Genomic DNA, 19,151 nt, shown 5'->3' with positions numbered 1-19,151 from the left:
CTCCCTGCTATTAGTGGCCAGTGTGGCAGGTATCACATGCCATATTGGTTTTCACACTTGGGGCAAATGTAGATTCAGAAGTGTGGCACTGTTGACAGCTGGCAACCGTATCTGAAATTGGATGTGGATTTGTCATATCACCGTCAAATGCATTGTTTAGCATAGTGACTAATTCATAAACAATTGAAGCTGACAGTTGCTTACAACGCATACCTTTTTGGCTAAATGATTTACCATTTTCATTGGCCCAAAGGCTAATTGAAGAGTGACACATAATGCTATTGGCAGATGTTGGCGTACCGACTTGATCGAGGGTCTCTGTCATATCAGCACCAATACCAGCAATAAACTCAGCAGTTTGCAGTGGCAGCTTCTCACTTTCGTAATAGCGCATGGTTGGGTTAAGGATACTATTGGCCGATTCACCATTAATAGATAGCAAGTTAACTAGCATGCCAGTCGCGTTAATATTACCGCAAACTGTTCCTTCGCCTAACATACCAGCATAACCATAATGTGCCATTGCGGTAGGTACTTGAGCAAATTTCTCTGCATCAGGAGAGTTTGATGCCGCTAAGCTTTGAATAATGCTGTCAAATACTTGGAACATACAACCGTTACCAGTCTCATAGGCTAACTTGGCGACAGTCATTGGATCTAACTTAACATAAGCGAGTCGAGTACCGACTTCTAGTTTCCAATCACCAGTACTACTCGTTACGGCTGCAATAACTGGGTTGGCTACTAGTGCGCCGCCAGCGGCTACTGAAGAGATACCAATGATACGGTTTATTGCTTGTCTTCTATTTAATGTTTTCATCGTTTCACGTCCCATTTTTTATAAGTCACTCAATACTTAGGTTGAGCGTTTTGAATTAGCAGCAGACTATTGATAACTGACTTCACTCGGTGCCAGATTTCATTGCTGCGTTGGCTTGAGGTAAGCATGACAGGCGTGAAAAATGGTGATGAGAGCTAGTTCAAAGTAATTTTGGGGGCGGATATGGCTGTGATATCAATTCTCTTTCTTAGCGTTTTATGTCTTAGAACAATAGTATGTTGATAAAAAAGTGCGTAATAAGTGCTTTTGTTAGTGCGTAATACTAATTACAGAGTTTTATCCTACTTATTATCATTAGGTTTCATAGATAGTAGTATTTCACTATAGTTTATCGATGAATAAAGTCGCAGTTTAGCGACTTTATTCAAACTAACTAGCTCACCCTACGGCTATAACGCTGCTCAAAGCTAAATGCACTCATTTTAAAGGTGCGGACGGCATCAACCCAACCCACAATAAAAGGCACAAGTGTCCAGCTAAAAACTAGGTATAAGCTACCTTTTAGATGCTGTCCTAAGTAGAACTTGTGGATCCCTAAGCCGCCAAACAGAACGCTAAACCATACCGCGAGGCGTTGATTCTTGATGCGGATATCAGGATCGACACCACAGAGAGATTCCAGCCCTTGTGCGGCCTTGCAATGCGGACAAGTTGTTAGGTCAATCTCAATCTCTTGGTGGCACTGAGGGCAATTGATATTCTGCATTGCAATCTCCAATTATCAAAAAATACATTATGCGTACAAGCGTGCGCTGAAATATAGGTGTGTAGTTCACACTATTAAAATAAAGCTCATAGGATTGATGAGTTAAAGAGTGGCTTGCTGCAATTGAGCTTGGGCTATTGAGTTTAGGATATTGAAGTTTTTACGAGCAAGGGGAGGGCAATGCATAAGTCCAGCGCTGTTTGCCTATATCAATTGATATAAGCAAACTTTCTACTGGTCGTGTTTTTGTTTGTTATCGATAATATTCTCTGGCTAAGGGCTATGAAATGATATCTCGATAGAGGTTAGAACGTTTACTGGTGATGCTCTTTTAACTTCTGAAACAACACATCTTTTAGGTTGGCGCGCTGTACCTTGAGTTGGTGCATATGCTCGTCATCAGTTGGGCTACCGTCAATTTCTAGCTGACGAATTTCATAATCTAATAGGTGATATTGCTTGGACTGTTCTTCAAAGATTGGGTCTTTATGGTTCAAATGGACAATGTCTTGTTTAAATTCTGGGAAGTCAAAAATAAGCGCGTGATTTTCATTTAGCATAGTTACTCCTGAAATGTGAACTACAACGTTGTTACTCTCCACATTACAGCATTGTTGATTTTATCAAAGGCTAAATTTAGCTATTTTAGTGATCTCTCTAACAAAATTTATTAGCCTTATTAAAGCCATTAAGTAAGGCCGTTATCATGCCGGCGAAAACACAATTGAATTCGTCTCATGAAGCGTATTTGGCCATGTCATACAGTTATATCAATTCCATTATGGATATACTCAGTTCAGAGCTTTCTCAGGGCTTTCAATTCAAGGCGCGTTGTTAAGTCAATGCAACCTAGCAGTGAAAGCGCCAGAGGCGCTCACAACGTGCGGCTGATATTTAAGGCATGGGGAAATCACTTAATACAGCGCATGTGCCATTCGATAGAGAATAACGATTAGCGATAAACCACTGACTTGTCTAAGTGATTTTAACTCCCGCTGAATGAGCAACTCTTTCATGGAGTTGATATTAGCTAAACGTGTCCTTTAATTGATTAGCAAAAGCGATAAACTTTTCTTTAATCGTGCGCTTTACTGAAACAGATAGACTACCGAGAATGACTTTACCTTCGATAGTAATGATAGGGGCTTGGCGGTTCGCCATCGACGGTGCACAGTTTTCAATACTACTTACAGCGCAGTAGGTTTTACACACCACATTGACATTCTCAGGGATAAATACCGTTGCACTGCCTAAAATACAGTTAAGTTTTATGGTGATATCTTGGTGCTGAAAAATAGCATCGGTAAAGTCGAGTGTGGTTTCGCCCAGCACATTGTTAACTTGAATTGTTCTAGGGACTGCCCATTGACCACTACGTTCATTATTGCCAAGCACACAATTGATATTCAGTGTGTCATCTTGCTGCTTGCTAGTGTAATTGGGAGTGAATTGTTGATCTTTCTTGCTGCTGTATTCATCGTCTGCTGAGAGTGATAGATCAGCCACTAAGTTGAGTAGCTCTTGATGAGAGTCACTGGCCATCGCATCATCCAGGCGGCGCTCAAACGCTTCTGCGGAGATGATTCCGTGACTGTAATTCACAATCAGCTTATCGATGACTTCTTCTCTAACCTTTTCAATTGGTCTATCTTCTAATGTGACAGGCATCAGCCGCTCCTTTGGCAATTAGTCGTTATAAAGATGACTAATTAAGCATTTTGTATACCAACTTAACAAATAGCACTTTAATCAGTATGTTACTTAAATGTTACTTAAATGTTGCTGCTTGTCTGAGTTAATATGCTGTGATTAGTTGGCTACTTAGTTAAACATAGCACTAAAAAGTGGTGCTTTTAACTGCGGCTGTTATGGATAAGCATAATGCTACATTGGTGACGAGGTTAGGGTTATTTTAATTGAAGAGCCTGCCAATAATCATATAGAGCCGCGATATTTGATGAACACATTAGTGGCACTGCAGGTTTGAGTTGCTCGTCCGTCCAAAGCCACCATTGCATTTCGAGTAACTGAGATATTTCTATTGCAGAAAATCGGAAACGAATATGTTTAGCTGGGTTAGAGCCCACAATTTCGTATGGCGCAACATCTTTGGTCACGACAGCGCGGCTGGCAATAATAGCGCCATCACCAACATTGACGCCACTCATTATCATGGCTTCACTACCAATCCAAACATCATTACCAATAACGGTATCGCCAGCACGTTCAAAACCATCAATCCCATGGCTAAAGTTTTCATGATCTTGATAGAAAAAGGGAAAGGTACTGATCCAATCGTGTTGATGGCCTTGATTGCCCGCCATCATAAATACAGCTCCGGAGCCTATGGAGCAGTAGCTACCAATAATGAGCTTATCGATGTCAGTTCTATCCGCCATTAAGTAGCGTGCGCAATCATCGAAACTGTGATTATGATAATAGCCAGAATAATAGCTATGCTTACCGACAATAATATTGGGGTTAGTGACTTGCTCTTGCAGTGGTTTACCCACAAATGGGTTTTCGAAATAGTTGTTCAAGTTATAAAACCTTTAGCTCTAATGCAGGCAATATTTAAGTCAGGAATTAGCACTGGGTGACAACACTGGTAATTGTTGGCTCTCCAGAGGTTTGCCAATGGTACTCAAAATAGCAATTTGTTGCTTTTACTTCTGCGCCATTAGGCTTATTTTTCGGCATTATACACATGTGCCACTGGTTGCGAAGAGATCATAGCTGCGATTATTCAGCTTTTGCGGAAATTCGGTTAATCACTTCATGAGCTTCTTTTAAGCTGGCCCCTGTCTCTTGGCGATATAACCGAATAGCGGTTAACTTTTTACCTAAGGTAATCGCCGTTAACACATCTTTAGAGACGTGGATATTTTCATCAAATACAATGCCATTATTCTCTAGTAATGTGTCTATTTTATTCTCTATGATTTTTAATTTTCTATCTGTTTTTTGTATATGGAAAATGTAAAAAATGAGCCCTAAAATAACGATGATTAACAGTGGTTCTTCCATGATCTATCGATTCCTTGTCCTTTGAGGTTTGGTCACGCAGTGTCGTCAAATTGAGCGTTATAAACTCACTTGTTCTGTATAGCACTTTTGATTTACTTAGGGAAGCGGACGGCAATATTGTGTAGCGATTAGATAGACAACATCGTCAAAAATAAACAGCCCTAGTCAAAGTTTTACAACTGAGCGTTACATAGTTAAGTGGATTCATTTAAAGGTAGAGACAAAAATGCCGATAGTGGACAGTCACTATCGGCATGTAATTTAGGCTGGTTCAGCGCTTAGGAATGAGCGCCAATTAAGGTTAACTTTCGCTTTCCAGCCACTCTAGATCTGAGTTAACCCAAGCAAGTGTCAGTTGCGCTAAGGCGATATAGAAATTGCCAGTGTCGACCTTGGCGACTTTTGCTACAAAAGTTGCTAACCAATTAGCGAGATTGTCGCGAATAAACTCAAGCTGCTCTTGGTTGCTGCTATGCATATTGATATGCGCCACATAAGCCAATATTACCGCTAGGTGATCGGCAGGCTCAGGAAACTCACTCTGTACCTGCAGTTGACTCTGTTTTAAAAACTGAGTCATCTGTTGGTGTTGTTCACCAAATAACAGTGGTTCATCAGCCTTATTTGTTGGCTTTTCCGTTGCGGAATTATCGACTAAATATAGGCTGGCGTAAGGTGAGGCACTGTGCTTAGTGCCCACCAAAAATAGACCGCAATAATCGGCAGCAAGCTCCAATAAAGCTTTATCACTATTAAGCTTGGCAAACTCCGCAACAAGCACCTCAACATCAGCTTTAAAGCTAGGTTCAGCGGCAAGTTGTGACCAAAACGCTTGTGCCTGAGTGCTGGTTAACTCATGCAGTGTTTTATGGTCGATCTCCTTGGCAAACAAAGATGAAAGTAACTGGTAAATGGTACTTCTTGCTTGGTTTACTGGGTTCGCTGCTGATCCTGTGCTCATAGTGCTATCTCAACTGGTCCGCTAAATGAACTAACATTGGGTACTTTACCTTGATACTTTTCAAATTCAACCAGGCAGGTATAGGCAGAGCATGCTTGCGCCAGTTTTGATGTACCAATATCTTGGGTTAAAGTATTTGGATCGCCGTAGCTACATAGTGCGCCAATTTCTGCGCCCCCCTCTTTGCTACCGTCTTCGCCAACGGGACCATACCAAGCGCCTTCGTGAATACGAATAACCCCTTTAGGGAAGTTATTTGATACCACTGCACCCGCTAGTAGCTGGCCACGGTCGTTAAACACTCGTACCACGTCACCTGCTTTAATACCGCGTTTTTTAGCGTCATCAGGGTTTAAATAAACCGGTTCGCGACCGTTAACGGTATAGGTTTCACGGAACTGCTCAGATTCACACATCTGTGAATGCAAACGCTTATCTGGGTGGCAAGACTGCATCCATACCGGGAATTTTTCAGAACCAGGCCCACCGTGGCTACGCTCTGATTTTTCCATCCAAGTTGGGTGGCCTGGGCAGTCATCGTAATTATATTGGGCAATCTTACGGCTAAAGATCTCAATCAAGCCTGATGGAGTGCCCAGTGGGTTGATCTCTGGATCATCTCTAAATGCGGCGTGACGTGTCCAAGGCTTACCTTCACCAAAGTGCACGTAACCCTGTTTCCAGAACTGGTCAAACTCAGGCATCTCAAATTTACCCGCGTTAGCATTTTTACAGTCTGTGTATAGCTTGTTTAGCCATTCACGTTCGGTCATGCCGCGAGTGTACTCTTTCTCTTTACCCATAATACGAGCAAAGCGAGTGAAGATTTCAAAGTCAGACAAGCTTTCATAAAGTGGCTCGACCATCTTCTGCATTGCTAAAACACCACGGTTAGCGTAGCTACCATAGACATCAATATCGTTACGCTCAAAGGTTGTGCATGCAGGCAAAACAATGTCAGAGAAACGACAAGTCGCCGTCCAGTTCATGTCGATAGTGACCACACATTCAAGCTTTTGAAATGCTTGCTTCATGCGGTTACGATCTTGATGATGGTTCCAAGGGTTGTTGCCTGAGAACACCATCATTTTAATATCTGGAAAGGTGACCTTGCTGCCGTTTGAGTCAATGGTTTTACCGGGCTCAAGTATCGCGTCTATCCAACGTGCAACTGGTATCGTGTTGCTGGTGCCTTTAAAGTCATTGCTATCAAACAGTGGCTTTTGGTCTTCATCCAAGTTACGCGGGAAAGCGCCCGGCGCTGCTGCACCAGATGATGGCACGCCAATGCTTGAATAATGGTGACCATAGCTTATGCCGCCGCCAGGTAAGCCTATTTGACCTATCATGGTGGCGAGCACGGCTGCCATCCAATAGGGTTGCTCACCATGTTGCTGGCGTTGGATACACCAGCCCATGAGCATTTGGGTGCGGCTCTTTGTCATTACCTTGGCGAGATCTCGAATGATCTCAGCAGAAACGCCGGTGATCTCAGCGGCCCACTCTGGTGTTTTCTCAACGCCATCGGTTTCACCTTGAATATAAGGCAAGAAACGGTCGAAGCCTAAGCTGTAACCTTCAATAAACTTGGTGTCATGAAGGTTCTTTGCCACCATTTCGTGGGCAATACCTAACATTAACGCTACGTCAGTTTGTGGATTAACGTATAACTGCTCACAACCTAAATACTGTTGGGTTTTAGTGACGACAGGATCGATGCTAATAACGCGGATCTCACCTTTTGCCACTTTCTCTTTTAGCTCGGCAAGGTAAGCATAAGACTCATGAGTCTCAGCATTCCAGCCCACTTGCAGGTTCTTGTATGGATCGTTCGACCACAAGATAATTGTCTTAGAGTTCTCAAGAATAAGCGGCCAAGACGTACCTTGGGCATATACCTCTGTAGAGCCTAAGATGTAAGGCAAAATAGTTTGCCCAGCACCAGTAGAGTAGTCGCCGACCTTCTTAACAAAGTTGCCATGCATGCCAACAGCGCGTTGCATATGGCTGGTGCTAGAGTGCAGTTGACCGGTTGCACGCCAACCGGTTTGGCCTGCGTGTAGTCCTGATGGACCATACTTAGTTTGCACTTCATCAAGTGAGTCTTTAAATAGTGACAGTGCTTTATCCCACGTGACACGTACAAAGCGGAAGTCACCACGTTGACTAGTATCACTTTTATGACCTTTCAGTAAAAAGTCTAAACGAACCATTGGGTAACGCACACGAGATGGGTTGTAGACTAAACCCTTAACGCCGTTAATCATGTCAGTCGGATATTTATCACGGTCAAACGGGATGACCTGATCAATTACGCCATTTTTGCGCTTCATCTTGAATGCGCCAAAGTGTGAACCTGTGGTCAACCATCCATCACTGGCTTTTGCGCCTGATGCCGCTAAGGCATTTAATGGTGCTAAAACCGATGAGCTGCTAAGTACAACATATGAGGTGCCGACTAAGCCTTTTAGAAAATCTCTTCTGTTCATAATCTGCAGTCCTATTAGTGAGCCGACTTATTGAAAGTTGATGAATGCTCTTGCAAGTATTTCTGTACTAGCGCTTGAGTATCTTGATCCATGTTGACGAATGCGATCATGCCTTGGAACATACCTGGCCAAGTGTTAGCGTCAAAGTGCGCTTCATCTGGCTGGGTGTGACACACACTGCAGCTGTCGCTATAGGTGCTGCGAGCGTAGTTCCAAAGTGGCTGTAAGTCGCTAAGTAGATAGTCGGTATCAGTCCAAATAACGGCTTCAACGCGCTGCCATTTAAGGCCGGTCATTGGATCTTCTTTCTCTTCGAAAGTTTGAATCACACCCTCTTCAAGCGCCGCATCTTTGGTGAGCTGAGCCGATAAAATGTTTAAACCAAAGTCATAGTAGATCACGCGGCCTGCACCGATTTTCTTTCTCCAGCCGTCGATACCGATTTTGGCGCGATTGCCCTTAAGTTCTAATACTTTCACTTTAGTGGCGATGTTCAAAGTGCCGGCTTCAACGTCTGTTTTTTCATTAAAGTAAACAGGCTTGGTCAGTGCCGTAAAGTAGTTTTGGTCAACCTCTAAACCGTTAACGCCAGAGCCTACTTCTGCAATGAGTTCTGGCGCACGTGCCGTGCCCATATCAGGCAGTTTGTGAGCGATACCTTTGTGGCAATCGATACAGCTTTGATCCAGTTCTGCGGCACGCTTCATCTGTTTTTGCGCGAGCTTAGACATGCTGTCCCACTTCATCGAGTCGTAGTTATGACAGTTTTTACAGGCTAAAGAGTTATCGCGGTCGAATCGCTTCCATTCTCGGCTGGCCATCTCTAGGCGTTTATCTTCGAATTTTTCAGGGGTATTGACGGTTTGCAGTAACCAGCCCCAAACATCGTGAGAAGCTTCGATTTTACGGCCAATTTTCCGGCTCCACTCATGAGGAACGTGACAGTCAGGGCAGGTTGCGCGCACACCTGAGTGATTTGACCAATGCACTGTTTCTTGTAGCTCTTTATACGGCATGCTTTCCATGCTGTGACAGCTAATGCAAAACGCTTCAGTGTTTGTTGCTTCAAGCGCGGTGTTAAAACCACCCCAAAAGATAACTCCCATTAGAAATGCTGACACGCTAACAGTGCCGAGTGTAAGGTATTGTGCTGGTTTGGTTAGTGTGCGCCAGATGTTAAGTAACCATCTCATAATCGCATCCTCGTAATAAGTTTATAAAGTGAAATAGGGGATTAGTGAGCGACAACGCCGCCAAATGCTTGGATCATCCAAATGATGAAACCATAGCTACTCACAAAGGCGATGCTTAGTGCAGGGAATAATATAAAGATGATGAAGCTCAAAGCCTTAAGCTCATCTTTTTTGCTACTCGTGTTTAATTTATTCGGATTTTGATTTGTCATGACCGTTCAGCTCCAGCTCAATCCTTTCTTTGATGAGGCCATTATAGGGAGAGGATATGAACAGCGATGGGGCTTGCAATGAACAGCTTGAGACAAGTTATGAATAAATATGAACAGAATTAGAGATTGGTAATTAAGCAAGTTGTAGTTTTTAAAATCAGTGACTTGTATTGGTTTTGGCTGGAGGCTGGGCGTAATAACATGCTGGGGTCATATCAGCCGTCCATAAGCGCTGCAAACAGCGGCTGATATTTAAAGTAGGATTATTTTGTCATAACATGGTAGCTGATAAATCCAATCCAACTAAGGGTCAATAAGCCCCAAGGCAGATAAGGGCTGGCGGCGCGGTCTTCAATATTTTCTTCAATATGCTCAGACTCTGCAGCTCTCGCCTTAGCGCGAACCTGCTGTTTCTTTTGTTTATCGCGTACCCGAGCCTTGCCTTTTTGCTGCTTTTTATACTCCGCAATACCTTTTTCTATACCTTGAGCAATCAGCTTCGTTTGCTCTTTTGTTTGCCCTGGTTTCTGGGTCGATTTTGCCACTTTCATAGCGTCGTTTTTGGTTTCGTCTGAGATCTGCTGTGCCATATTTTATGAATGCTTAGCTAAGAATAGGCTCACTATAACATGAGCCTATTTATCATTTAGTGACTTATTTTCTCAGCGAGATTAAATCCTGTTTAACTTTTATTTTCTGTCAGAAACTCAAACAAACCCGTTTGCATATTTACATTCCAAAAACGTCCCGCCAACGTCAGTGTTAAGGCGTTGCTGCTAAGCTGCGCGAGTCCATGGCTTTGCCATGCTTCAAAGAGCGGCTGTAACTGTTCTACTAGGTGAGTTTCAAGTTGGTTAAACTGCAATTTACCACTATCTAAACCGCGCTTGAAGATTGCGTCAAGCTTGGCTGATGGGTTAGGCGTAAACATCATTCCTGGTACATTATGAGGCGTAGATAACGTTGCGCCATTGCCAATCGTGCAAGGCTGTTGTTGGGCTTGATGCCACTCGGTCAAACTGCGAGCGTTCATCATAGAATGCCCATGAATACTGCCGCCAGCTCCTGCGCCAAAGGGAAGGATCTCAATGCCACTCTTAGCTAACGAGTTATAAATGCTGCGCTCACGTGCATCGCGGCGCCAGTGACAGCTGGATAGGCGTTGCCATTGATTCGACTCTAGATACTCTGCACCATAAGCATACATCTGTGCGCGGGTTTGGCTGTCAGCTTGAAATTCACTGCTATCGGTACCCAGAATTTTACCTTTATCACTGGCACGATCAATACGGGTACCACCTAGGCCTATAAGTTGATAAAGGTCGACTCCATGTACATCGCTGTCTAAGACTGCTTGTAAATCATGCTGCCAAATTGACAGTGTTTGCCCCGGAAGACCAAAAATAAGATCGACCACAATGCTGGCGCTGTCGTGTTGGCTTAACGTTGATAGCCGCTGCAGCAGTTGTGCTTTGTCATCAAAGCGGCCAGCGGCACGCCTAACTTCGGTATCAAAGCTCTGCACACCGAATGAAAAGCGATTAAAGCCAGCATCCAATGCGCTATGCCATTTGTCATCATCAAAGCCATTGAGACGACCTTCGAGCGTCACCTCGGCATTATCAACCAGTGGGAAGCGGTTTACCGCAGCACCTAGCATTGCAATTTCTGTAGCTTGTATGTCGGTAGGTGTACCACCACCTATGTATACAGTGTCGAACGGTTGGCTCTGAGCAAAAGGGCTACTAGCGGCAACGCTCAATTGCTGACACAGCTGCTGCATATAATCACTTATTCGCTGTGGGTTAGCGCCATTTTCGAAGAAATTACAAAAACTACAACGTTTACGGCAAAAAGGGATATGAATATACAGGGCTCGCTGTTCACTTTCGCTAGGTTGTTGCCACCATTGTTGCCACTGCTCTGGTGTGACATTAGCTGGGCGGCTGCCACTGCGACCAGCGTGTGGTGCACTCTTTACCTTAAAAGCATGTTGCAGTGGTTCAGGGCTTGAGATCCCCGTCATGGATGGCGTCAGAATCATTACTACTCTCAAATACTATAATTAAAATGTATATTTGAATGATAACTATTATCAATTGGTCTTTGGGTGAGATGGATCAAGTTAGCAGCTGTTTGCAATGTAAATATTGAGTCTAATAGGGTGGTATGAGCTATCTCCATCCATGGAAATAGCAAGGCTAAAACGAGGACCAATGCACTCGTCAGTAAGAGTAAGTTGCTTGTCGAGTTGAGAGTTAAAACAGCAGTGGGGTTTGTTGTCCCGGCTCCATCACTACGATGGGATCGTACTTCCACACTTGCCTTATGGTTTCCGGCGTTAAGGCTGCAGCGGGTACACCGTCACTAACAACTTTACCTTGCTCTAATATAATCAACCTATCGGCATAACGGGATGCTTGGTTAAGGTCGTGCAGCACAACCACCACGGCATAATTACTTTCGTGAGCAAGTGACTTTGCCAGTTTTAAAACCCGGTGTTGCTGCGCCAAATCCAGTGCTGATGTTGGTTCATCTAAAAACAAAATTGCCGGCTTATCCGATTGCGCCAGTTGAGTTAATACTCGTGCTAGCTGTACTCGCTGCTTTTCACCTCCAGAGAGCGTCGGGTAACTGCGGTCTTTCAAAGCCGTTAAATCCAATTTATCTAGCTGGTTATCGATGAGTTGCTGACCTTGTAGTTGGGAAAGCGTTAATGGGTATAGCCCCATTTCAACCACTTGGCTGACCTTAAATGGAAACGTTAATGAGGCATGTTGCGGCAAAACAGCAAGAGATTTCGCTAGCTGCTGCCTATCCCAGCTGTCTATGGTTTGTCCGTGAACTTTTATCCGACCAGTTTCCGCTTCAACCTCTTGGCACAAGCTTTTGAGCAGGGTTGATTTCCCTGCGCCATTTGGCCCTAAAAGCGCAGTCACTTCACCTGCCTGTAAAGTTAGATTGATGTCGGTAAGCACAGGTTTATGGCCAATGCGCACTGACAGGTGGTTAACTTCTATTACAGTCGCCTGAGAGTTAGATTGCGATAGAGGTTTAGATTGAGAAAACCTTGTTTGCTTCATACTTATATCAACCTCATCTTCATACTAACCTGCTGCGCTGTTTGAGTAATAAAACAATAAAGAAGGGCGCACCGAGCAGAGCTGTCACTAAACCCACTGGCAGCTCCGATGGGGCAACGATAGCGCGGGCGCCGATATCTGCAAGGGCTAATAACGCGGCGCCGAGCATAGCGCTAAGAGGTAATAGTTGCTTATGATCTGGGCCTACCAGCATGCGAACAAGATGCGGCACCACTAGGCCGATAAAGCCAATAATGCCGGTGGCAGCAACTGATATTCCGACGCCGATAGCGCATAGCACAATCAGTTTCAGTTTCAGTTTGTCGACATCTAGCCCTAGATGTCGAGCTTCGGCCTCTCCAAGTAACAATGCATTCAGTGCTTTGGCGCTGCGGTTAAATTGCCAACTGACGAGCGCAAGCGCAATGAGTGTGAGTATGACGTAATGCCACTGGGCTCCCGCTATCGATCCAAGCTGCCAAAGCGTGAGATCCCTAAGTGCCATGTCGTCAGCCATATAGGTCAGTAACCCAATCCCTGCGCCAGCTAGTGCTGCAACAGCAACTCCCGATAGTAGCAGTAGCACGACTGAAGTCCCCGTTGGACTACTGGCTAGGCGATAGACCACTAATGTGGTGACTAAACCTGCCAAGAAAGCGCTGATTGCAACGGCATATTCACCGCCTTGGGGAAACAGCACGATACAAATAGCGGCGCCAAGTGCTGCGCCGGAGGAGACACCAATTATGCCCGGATCGGCCAGAGGGTTACGAAATAACCCCTGCATAACAGCGCCACATTGCGCTAACACAGCTCCCACTGCTAAGGCGAGCAAGGTACGTGGTAAGCGCACATTATCGATCACTAACTGTTCATGAGGGGCGACATTTCCAAGCTCTATATGTGTTGCCCAATTGATGACGGCACTGAAGCTAGCACTGGGGCTAATTTGCAGTGGACCTATGCTGACAGACATCAGGCTTGTTACGACCAAAGCGGTCAGTAAACAGAGCCAAAGCCAACGAGTATTTTCCATTTAACGATTCCAGAGTTGCTGATTTAGTAACGCTTAACGCTGATAAAATCACTAGCTAGCTTATCAGCTGCTGCGACTGCACTAATCCCTAAGCCACCCAGTAGTGCTTGTGGGTTAAGATTTTGGATCTGTTTGTTTTTTCCCGCTGGAGTGTGTGCCAGTAATGGCATGTTTTTTAGCAATGCATCAACCGGGTTGTCAGTTTCTTTGTCTGAACGGTTTGAGATCAAGATAACGTCAGGGTTCAGTGCCAAGATCCCCTCTTGTGAAACACTTTTATAGCCAGAGAACCCCGCAATATTTTTGCCGCCTGCTAGATTAATTATGATATCTGCAGCTGTGTCATCACCGCCAACACGAGCGGGTCTGTCTGGCTGCAGCAGTAGAAACAACACTTTAGGCGCATCGCCTTGACTGGCTATCTGTTGTTTTTTAGCTTCAATATCTACAAATGATTGCTGCAATTTAGACTTAAGCTTTTTTGCTTGGGGCTCTCTTTGTAACAGCTTACCCATTTGATCTATATTGCTATAAAGCTGAGCTTGGGTGTTGGCACTGGGCAGTTGTACCACGTTAACCTTAGCGGCCGACAATACCTCTAACGTTGCTTTAGGTCCCATGGCATCTGAACCCATCACAATGCTAGGATTAAGCGCCAAAATGCCCTCTGCAGATAGCATTCGGTGATAACCAAGTTTAGCGATATCTTTAGACTCAGTTGGCAGTTGGCTGGTGGAATCAACGGCAACCAACTCGTTGCCAGCATCGAGTGCAAATACTAATTCCGTCATTCCCGCTCCGGCGCTAACAACGCGTGGACTGGTATGCTGATGCTCTCCTTCATGAGCAATAGCGCTGCTGCACAATAGCGCTGATATGCAAAGGCTCGTAGCCATGCGGCGGCTAAAGGGCAGGATAGTCGTTAGATTAAGCATGAAAAACTCCCAAAATTAAACTTGTCATTAAAGCGTGTTCCAACAATTTGGCTCACAGAAATTTGGCTCAGTAACTAAAAGCAACTTGTCTAAGGTGCTGCTTACTTGAGTGCGGTTTATGTATTAAGGCTCCATCAAAATTTGGGTATTGCTGATCTGTTGTCGCTGTAGCAATGCCAGTACATTCATTAAGGGCTGTACAGGGGCATTTTTGTCAGCAGCAACCACTACCTTCACGTCAGGATCAGCATTAAAAATATTGATGAATTCGGCTTCAAACTCATCGAAGTTTTGATATGTGGTGCCGTTAATCGCCCAATGTGGATCGGCGGTGAGAATGTTTATCGCCACATGTTTATCATGAGTCAGAGCGTTTAAGCTTGAGTCAGCTTCTGTCGGCACATCGACTGGCAAGCTAAGTAGCTGGGTATTGGCGGTTAACAGTAAAAACACCAGTACGATAAAGATGATGTCAATGAGTGGAGTTAGATCTAACCCTTGTAAAGCGCTGCTTTGCTCGCTATCACTTGTGATCATCAGCTAGCTCCATTTGGCACTTGGCAGCTTGCTTCTTTGCAAGTTGCCGCTTTACTGCAGAGCTGCGCAGCAGAATCGCTGCCTATACTCAAGGCTTGATCAAAACCTTCTAGCCACAGGTTTAACAGGTTGAGTGCATGGGCGAGTTTATTGCAACGTCTTTCAGCCCAAAGGGTAAACAGGTGAGCTAGGGTAATAGCGGGAACCGCAATAATCAGTCCAGCAGCAGTGGTATTCATCGCAAGGCCTAGGCCAGAAGCCAGTTCCGACGGCGTTACCGGACCGTCGGAAAGCCCGAGTTGATTAAACATTTCGATTAAACCAAGCACTGTGCCTAATAAGCCAAGTAACGGGGTAATGATACCGATGATCTGCAAGACTTTGAGCCCTGACAGTAATCGGCTTTTTTGCTTTACCAGCCACAAGTTGACGATCTCTTCGCGCATCTCACGGCTTTGGTCACTATGGCGTAATAGCAGTGCTGTTCCTTTAGCCAACATGCTGCGGCCTTGACTGATCTCTGCAGTCAATTGCTGACGTTGCTCAGGGGTTGCGCTGCGTGCTTGTTGGCGCAGTTGAGTTAACCAGCCGTCGCGTTTTGGCAGTTCATAAAGCATGAGTGCAAGGCGCTCGAGGATAATCATCAATGCCACAAAAGCACAGATAAAGAGTGGCCATGTAAGATAGCCTAGTTGCTCTGCAAGTTGCTGATATAGCGGTTGAGACACAGATTGCGCTGCTGATTGAGATAAAGCTTGAGACATTTAATTTTCCTATACGATAACCATTTATCGCGTCTTGTTAATGGTGTTATTCGCGTCGTCCCTAAAACGCATTTGTTACTTTTTAGCAGCAGCTAAAAGAGTCTAAATTTCTCTCCTAGAGAAACGTCATTGAAATTTAAAATCAGTGGTTCTGTTTTTCCGATTTAGCACCGTCTCGAATCTTGGTACTAAATACTGGTACTAATTGAGTTGAAACTTAACTGGTACACGCACTGTGTAGGCGTATGCGGTTTGCGGCGATGGAGCTGAAAATTGCCACTTTTCAACAGCATTAAGTGCTGCTTTGTCGAGTAATCGGTAACCAGAACTGTCAATTAAGGTCAGTGATAACTGCTCACCTAATTGGTTGAACATTACCTCTATGGTTGCTGTTCCTTGTAGTCCACGCTTGCGGGCTTTTTTAGGATAATGAGGCTGTGCTGGTGGCGCGGCAAAAGTTGGCTGGCTTAATTGCACAGACTCTTGACTAACACCTTGTTTAGCACTGACTTGGTTTTGATTGTGGGCTATCTCTTTACGGCTATCGTCTACAGCTGCCGCTTTGACGGGCTCTGGAGCTTCAGTTTGTTTGGCAATGGCTTCAGCTTTTGGCTTATGACTTGCGGTTGGTTTTTCAGCTGTGGTCGCTACAGTTTTAGGCTTCGTTTCTACAACAGATTTTGGTTCAGCCGGGGTGGGCTCGACAGCTTTAGCTTTAACGGGTTTTGGTGGCGCAATATCTTTAACTGCCTCTGGTTCAGCAACGTTACTTGCTGGTGCTTGGCTTGCCTGCATAGCAATAGAAAGGTTCACCGCCTGCTGGGTGCCCATTGCTGAGCCTGCATCTAGTTGCAGACTTGGGGCAGTGTTTTGTGAGGCAAGCACTCCACCTTGGATTAACAAAGTGATGCAACCAAAAGCAAAGTATCGTTTAGGAGTCATGGTCGATTGTCTTGTCTAAAATCATTACTGCTGAATACACCTTAAGAAATACATATGCTTAGCCAAGCTTTACAAAACTTACAATTTACATATTTTACAAAAGGTTATATTCAATAGTTTTATCGAATGACACCAAGATACACAAGTCTTAATGAGATCGCAAATGATAATGATTTTCATTTGATCTATATTTTTTTCTCAGGTAAAGTGCCGAAAATAATAGAACGGGTGTCCGATTCTGCGCAATTAAAGGACTAAATGAGTTGTTGTCGCTGCCCCATAAACTTACCTTGAGGATTGAAACATGACCAAGAAGCCGCTCGTAATTGCGATGGCAATGGCTTTTAGCTCCAGCGTATACGCAGAAGATACCCAAAAAGTCACCGAATTCGATGAAGTGGTTGTTTCTGCAACTCGCGTTGCTGAAAAAGTGTCTGAAACCAGCCGCAGTGTTGCTGTTGTGAATGAAGAGCAGTTACAAGAGTTCCAGCCAGCGTCTGTTGCACAAGCGCTTAAAAACGAAGCTAACGTCAACGTATCAAATGGACCTAGAGCTTCATCACAAGGGGTTGAAATTCGAGGCTTAGGTGGCCAACGTGTTTTACAGACCATTGATGGCGCACGTCAAAATACTAATTCTGGTCACCGCGGGACCTATTTTATAGATCCTGAACTTTTGAGCTCTGTTGAAGTGCTACGTGGCCCAGCAAGTAGCCTTTGGGGCAGCGGTGCTATTGGTGGTGTTGTTGCCCAAAACACCAAGTCTGCGAGTGACTTTCTTGAAGATGAAGACACGTTCGGCGGTTATATAAAGCAAGGTTTCGAAAGCAATGGAGATCGCATTAAAACCAGTGGTGCAATCTACGGATTATCTGAAACCGCGAACACAGGCAAAGTAGATTGGCTGATAAATGGTAGTTATTACGACAGTAATAATATTAAAGTGGGTAACGACCAAACCCTTGAAAATAGCGCTTCTGAAGGCACAAGTGGCTTAGCCAAGTTCGGTTGGGAGCCGACCGACGAGCAGCGCTTACAGCTTTCTGCAAGATTTTCAAAAATCGATGAATTAGTTCCTAGTAATCCAACCACCGAAGTGGGAAGCTCTGTACCACTGGTGAAGCGAAAAACTAACGATCAAAACGTAACATTAGATTATAGCTTCAACCCGACGGCAAATAAGTTGCTCGATCTCAATGCCACCTTGTACTGGAATGGTACCGACTATGACGAAGACCGTGTTACAAAAAACCAAGTCGATAGCACTGAATATAATACCCTTGGTTTTAGTATCAACAACAGCTCAGAGTTCGCAAACACGGTACTAACATACGGCGTCGATGGTTACCAAGATACGATTAAAACAGTACGTGACGACAGCGGTCAAGCGGGTCAGCGCCCTGATGATATTGATGGTGAAACCGCGGTTTGGGGAGCATTCACTCGTGCCGATGTTAGCCTCTCTGACAACTGGAAAGTTGATGCCGCCGTACGCTACGACGCCTTTAAAAATACCAGTAACAACTTAAACCAAGAATCTGACGACAGTGCGTTCTCTCCATCTGTAGGCTTGGTATGGACGACAACGGATTGGTTAACCTTGAGCGCTCGCTATGACCAAGCTTTCCGTGCACCAAGTATTGAGGAGATGTACTCAACCGGTACTCATTATTGCATCCCGCCGATCCCTGGTTTCTTACCTGGTGGGCTTTGTAATACCTTTGAAATCAACCCAGATCTAAAAGCCGAGAAAGCGCAAAACAAAGAGATTAAAGCGGATCTTCGTTTTAGCGAGCTTGCAGGTAATGACGAATTAGCAATGACGCTAAGCGTGTTTAGAAATGATGTCGATGATTTCATCGAACAGTCAGTATCAGATCCGCTTATGGGTATTCCCGGCTTTGAGCAAACCACCTCTTGGAATAACGTTGATGAAGCCAAGCTAACCGGTTTTGAGTTCAGTACACGTTACCGTTATGAGCAAACGCGAGTGACCTTAAACTACGGTCAAACAGAGGGCAAAGACAAAACCGAAGGCGACTACCTGACTAACATACCAGCTAAAAAGTTGGGCATCGATCTGTCGCAAGCCATTATGGAAGGTGATATGAAGTTCGGTACGCGTTTCACTTACGTTGCTGAGCAAGACCAGTTACCAGAGGATTACACGAATCAGTATGACTCTTATAAACTTTGGGATGTCTATGTTGCATGGGAACCTGCAATGGGCACATTTGAAGGGCTAAGAGTCGACTTTGCAGTAGAAAATATCGGTGATGAGGAATATCGCCAAACGTGGCAAACCCTGTATGAACAGGGAAGGAATTTCAAATTGTCTGCGCGTTATAGCTTCTAACGAAGCTATCGAATAAGGCCAAGTCAGCAACAATAGGTGACTTGGCCTTTTGTTGTTTTTCTAATTGGA

At 44.6% G+C, this 19,151-nt stretch carries 19 protein-coding genes; 1 reads left to right on the top strand and 18 read right to left on the bottom strand.

Annotation, left to right across the window (positions count from 1 at the left end; all coding sequences use genetic code 11):
• Positions 1 to 10: 10 nt before the first annotated feature.
• From AB4238_RS02990 to AB4238_RS02905, 18 genes are all read right to left on the bottom strand, one after another.
• Positions 11 to 820: a cytochrome c3 family protein gene (locus tag AB4238_RS02990; RefSeq protein ID WP_372031147.1), complete on the bottom strand. Its 810-nt coding sequence runs from the start codon at positions 818 to 820 to the stop codon at positions 11 to 13.
• A gap of 394 nt (positions 821 to 1,214) precedes the next feature.
• Positions 1,215 to 1,547 (bottom strand): NINE protein, encoded by a 333-nt coding sequence (locus AB4238_RS02985; protein ID WP_372031146.1) that lies wholly within the window; start codon positions 1,545 to 1,547, stop codon positions 1,215 to 1,217.
• A 314-nt stretch (positions 1,548 to 1,861) separates the two neighbouring features.
• On the bottom strand, positions 1,862 to 2,107 hold the full coding sequence (locus AB4238_RS02980) for a YdcH family protein (RefSeq protein WP_248973115.1): 246 nt from the start codon (positions 2,105 to 2,107) through the stop codon (positions 1,862 to 1,864).
• 466 nt (positions 2,108 to 2,573) lie between these two features.
• Positions 2,574 to 3,215, bottom strand: coding sequence for a LiaF domain-containing protein (locus AB4238_RS02975; RefSeq protein WP_372031144.1), 642 nt, complete (start codon positions 3,213 to 3,215; stop codon positions 2,574 to 2,576).
• A gap of 239 nt (positions 3,216 to 3,454) precedes the next feature.
• A complete protein-coding gene (gene catB, locus AB4238_RS02970; RefSeq protein ID WP_372031142.1) occupies positions 3,455 to 4,087 on the bottom strand; it encodes a type B chloramphenicol O-acetyltransferase in 633 nt (210 codons plus the stop codon).
• Positions 4,088 to 4,289: 202 nt separating this feature from the next.
• A complete protein-coding gene (locus tag AB4238_RS02965) occupies positions 4,290 to 4,574 on the bottom strand; it encodes a hypothetical protein (protein WP_372031140.1) in 285 nt (94 codons plus the stop codon).
• A 301-nt stretch (positions 4,575 to 4,875) separates the two neighbouring features.
• Positions 4,876 to 5,535, bottom strand: a complete 660-nt coding sequence (gene torD, locus AB4238_RS02960) for a molecular chaperone TorD (protein WP_220737050.1) — start codon at positions 5,533 to 5,535, stop codon at positions 4,876 to 4,878.
• Positions 5,532 to 8,024, bottom strand: coding sequence for a trimethylamine-N-oxide reductase TorA (torA, locus tag AB4238_RS02955; RefSeq protein WP_372031139.1), 2,493 nt, complete (start codon positions 8,022 to 8,024; stop codon positions 5,532 to 5,534). The genes torD and torA overlap by 4 nt, the downstream gene beginning before the upstream one ends.
• A gap of 14 nt (positions 8,025 to 8,038) precedes the next feature.
• Positions 8,039 to 9,217 carry a pentaheme c-type cytochrome TorC gene (gene torC, locus AB4238_RS02950; RefSeq protein WP_372031138.1) on the bottom strand — a complete coding sequence of 393 codons (1,179 nt, stop codon included), beginning with the start codon at positions 9,215 to 9,217 and terminating at the stop codon, positions 8,039 to 8,041.
• Between the two features lie 41 nt (positions 9,218 to 9,258).
• A complete protein-coding gene (torE, locus tag AB4238_RS02945) occupies positions 9,259 to 9,429 on the bottom strand; it encodes a trimethylamine N-oxide reductase system protein TorE (protein WP_372031136.1) in 171 nt (56 codons plus the stop codon).
• Between the two features lie 263 nt (positions 9,430 to 9,692).
• Positions 9,693 to 10,019, bottom strand: coding sequence for a DUF2956 domain-containing protein (locus AB4238_RS02940; protein ID WP_372031135.1), 327 nt, complete (start codon positions 10,017 to 10,019; stop codon positions 9,693 to 9,695).
• A 92-nt stretch (positions 10,020 to 10,111) separates the two neighbouring features.
• Positions 10,112 to 11,473 carry a heme anaerobic degradation radical SAM methyltransferase ChuW/HutW gene (gene hutW, locus AB4238_RS02935; RefSeq protein ID WP_372031133.1) on the bottom strand — a complete coding sequence of 454 codons (1,362 nt, stop codon included), beginning with the start codon at positions 11,471 to 11,473 and terminating at the stop codon, positions 10,112 to 10,114.
• Between the two features lie 214 nt (positions 11,474 to 11,687).
• A complete protein-coding gene (locus AB4238_RS02930; protein ID WP_372031132.1) occupies positions 11,688 to 12,512 on the bottom strand; it encodes a heme ABC transporter ATP-binding protein in 825 nt (274 codons plus the stop codon).
• 19 nt (positions 12,513 to 12,531) lie between these two features.
• On the bottom strand, positions 12,532 to 13,548 hold the full coding sequence (locus AB4238_RS02925; RefSeq protein WP_372031131.1) for a FecCD family ABC transporter permease: 1,017 nt from the start codon (positions 13,546 to 13,548) through the stop codon (positions 12,532 to 12,534).
• A gap of 23 nt (positions 13,549 to 13,571) precedes the next feature.
• Positions 13,572 to 14,483: a hemin ABC transporter substrate-binding protein gene (locus AB4238_RS02920; protein WP_372031130.1), complete on the bottom strand. Its 912-nt coding sequence runs from the start codon at positions 14,481 to 14,483 to the stop codon at positions 13,572 to 13,574.
• Between the two features lie 123 nt (positions 14,484 to 14,606).
• The gene (locus tag AB4238_RS02915; protein ID WP_372031129.1) at positions 14,607 to 15,020 is read right to left on the bottom strand and encodes an ExbD/TolR family protein; all 414 of its coding nucleotides are present in this window, start codon (positions 15,018 to 15,020) and stop codon (positions 14,607 to 14,609) included.
• Positions 15,020 to 15,784 carry a MotA/TolQ/ExbB proton channel family protein gene (locus AB4238_RS02910; protein WP_372031128.1) on the bottom strand — a complete coding sequence of 255 codons (765 nt, stop codon included), beginning with the start codon at positions 15,782 to 15,784 and terminating at the stop codon, positions 15,020 to 15,022. The genes AB4238_RS02915 and AB4238_RS02910 overlap by 1 nt, the downstream gene beginning before the upstream one ends.
• A gap of 201 nt (positions 15,785 to 15,985) precedes the next feature.
• A complete protein-coding gene (locus AB4238_RS02905) occupies positions 15,986 to 16,726 on the bottom strand; it encodes a TonB family protein (protein ID WP_372031127.1) in 741 nt (246 codons plus the stop codon).
• A 304-nt stretch (positions 16,727 to 17,030) separates the two neighbouring features.
• Here AB4238_RS02905 and AB4238_RS02900 point away from each other — a divergent pair, with 304 nt between their 5' ends.
• Complete coding sequence (locus AB4238_RS02900; RefSeq protein WP_372031126.1) at positions 17,031 to 19,082, top strand: TonB-dependent hemoglobin/transferrin/lactoferrin family receptor; 2,052 nt, start codon at positions 17,031 to 17,033, stop codon at positions 19,080 to 19,082.
• The last annotated feature ends 69 nt before the right edge of the window (positions 19,083 to 19,151 follow it).

Origin of the sequence: Shewanella sp. 10N.286.45.A1, from assembly GCF_041470405.1 — a bacterium.
Taxonomy (GTDB): Bacteria; Pseudomonadota; Gammaproteobacteria; order Enterobacterales; family Shewanellaceae; genus Shewanella.
Note: the sequence above shows the minus strand (reverse complement) of the source record. Positions and strands in the feature narration are given on the sequence as shown.

Bases quoted from the DNA above. Each gene is read 5' to 3' on its own strand.
- torD (WP_220737050.1), bottom strand. From the start codon at position 5,535: ATGAGCACAGGATCAGCAGCGAACCCAGTAAACCAAGCAAGAAGTACC.
- AB4238_RS02900 (WP_372031126.1), top strand. From the start codon at position 17,031: ATGACCAAGAAGCCGCTCGTAATTGCGATGGCAATGGCTTTTAGCTCC.
- AB4238_RS02920 (WP_372031130.1), bottom strand. From the start codon at position 14,483: ATGCTTAATCTAACGACTATCCTGCCCTTTAGCCGCCGCATGGCTACG.
- AB4238_RS02975 (WP_372031144.1), bottom strand. From the start codon at position 3,215: ATGCCTGTCACATTAGAAGATAGACCAATTGAAAAGGTTAGAGAAGAA.
- AB4238_RS02910 (WP_372031128.1), bottom strand. From the start codon at position 15,784: ATGTCTCAAGCTTTATCTCAATCAGCAGCGCAATCTGTGTCTCAACCG.
- AB4238_RS02915 (WP_372031129.1), bottom strand. From the start codon at position 15,020: ATGATCACAAGTGATAGCGAGCAAAGCAGCGCTTTACAAGGGTTAGAT.
- AB4238_RS02980 (WP_248973115.1), bottom strand. From the start codon at position 2,107: ATGCTAAATGAAAATCACGCGCTTATTTTTGACTTCCCAGAATTTAAA.
- torC (WP_372031138.1), bottom strand. From the start codon at position 9,217: ATGAGATGGTTACTTAACATCTGGCGCACACTAACCAAACCAGCACAA.
- AB4238_RS02990 (WP_372031147.1), bottom strand. From the start codon at position 820: ATGAAAACATTAAATAGAAGACAAGCAATAAACCGTATCATTGGTATC.
- torE (WP_372031136.1), bottom strand. From the start codon at position 9,429: ATGACAAATCAAAATCCGAATAAATTAAACACGAGTAGCAAAAAAGAT.
- AB4238_RS02930 (WP_372031132.1), bottom strand. From the start codon at position 12,512: ATGAAGCAAACAAGGTTTTCTCAATCTAAACCTCTATCGCAATCTAAC.
- AB4238_RS02905 (WP_372031127.1), bottom strand. From the start codon at position 16,726: ATGACTCCTAAACGATACTTTGCTTTTGGTTGCATCACTTTGTTAATC.
- AB4238_RS02925 (WP_372031131.1), bottom strand. From the start codon at position 13,548: ATGGAAAATACTCGTTGGCTTTGGCTCTGTTTACTGACCGCTTTGGTC.
- torA (WP_372031139.1), bottom strand. From the start codon at position 8,024: ATGAACAGAAGAGATTTTCTAAAAGGCTTAGTCGGCACCTCATATGTT.
- hutW (WP_372031133.1), bottom strand. From the start codon at position 11,473: ATGATTCTGACGCCATCCATGACGGGGATCTCAAGCCCTGAACCACTG.
- AB4238_RS02985 (WP_372031146.1), bottom strand. From the start codon at position 1,547: ATGCAGAATATCAATTGCCCTCAGTGCCACCAAGAGATTGAGATTGAC.
- AB4238_RS02965 (WP_372031140.1), bottom strand. From the start codon at position 4,574: ATGGAAGAACCACTGTTAATCATCGTTATTTTAGGGCTCATTTTTTAC.
- AB4238_RS02940 (WP_372031135.1), bottom strand. From the start codon at position 10,019: ATGGCACAGCAGATCTCAGACGAAACCAAAAACGACGCTATGAAAGTG.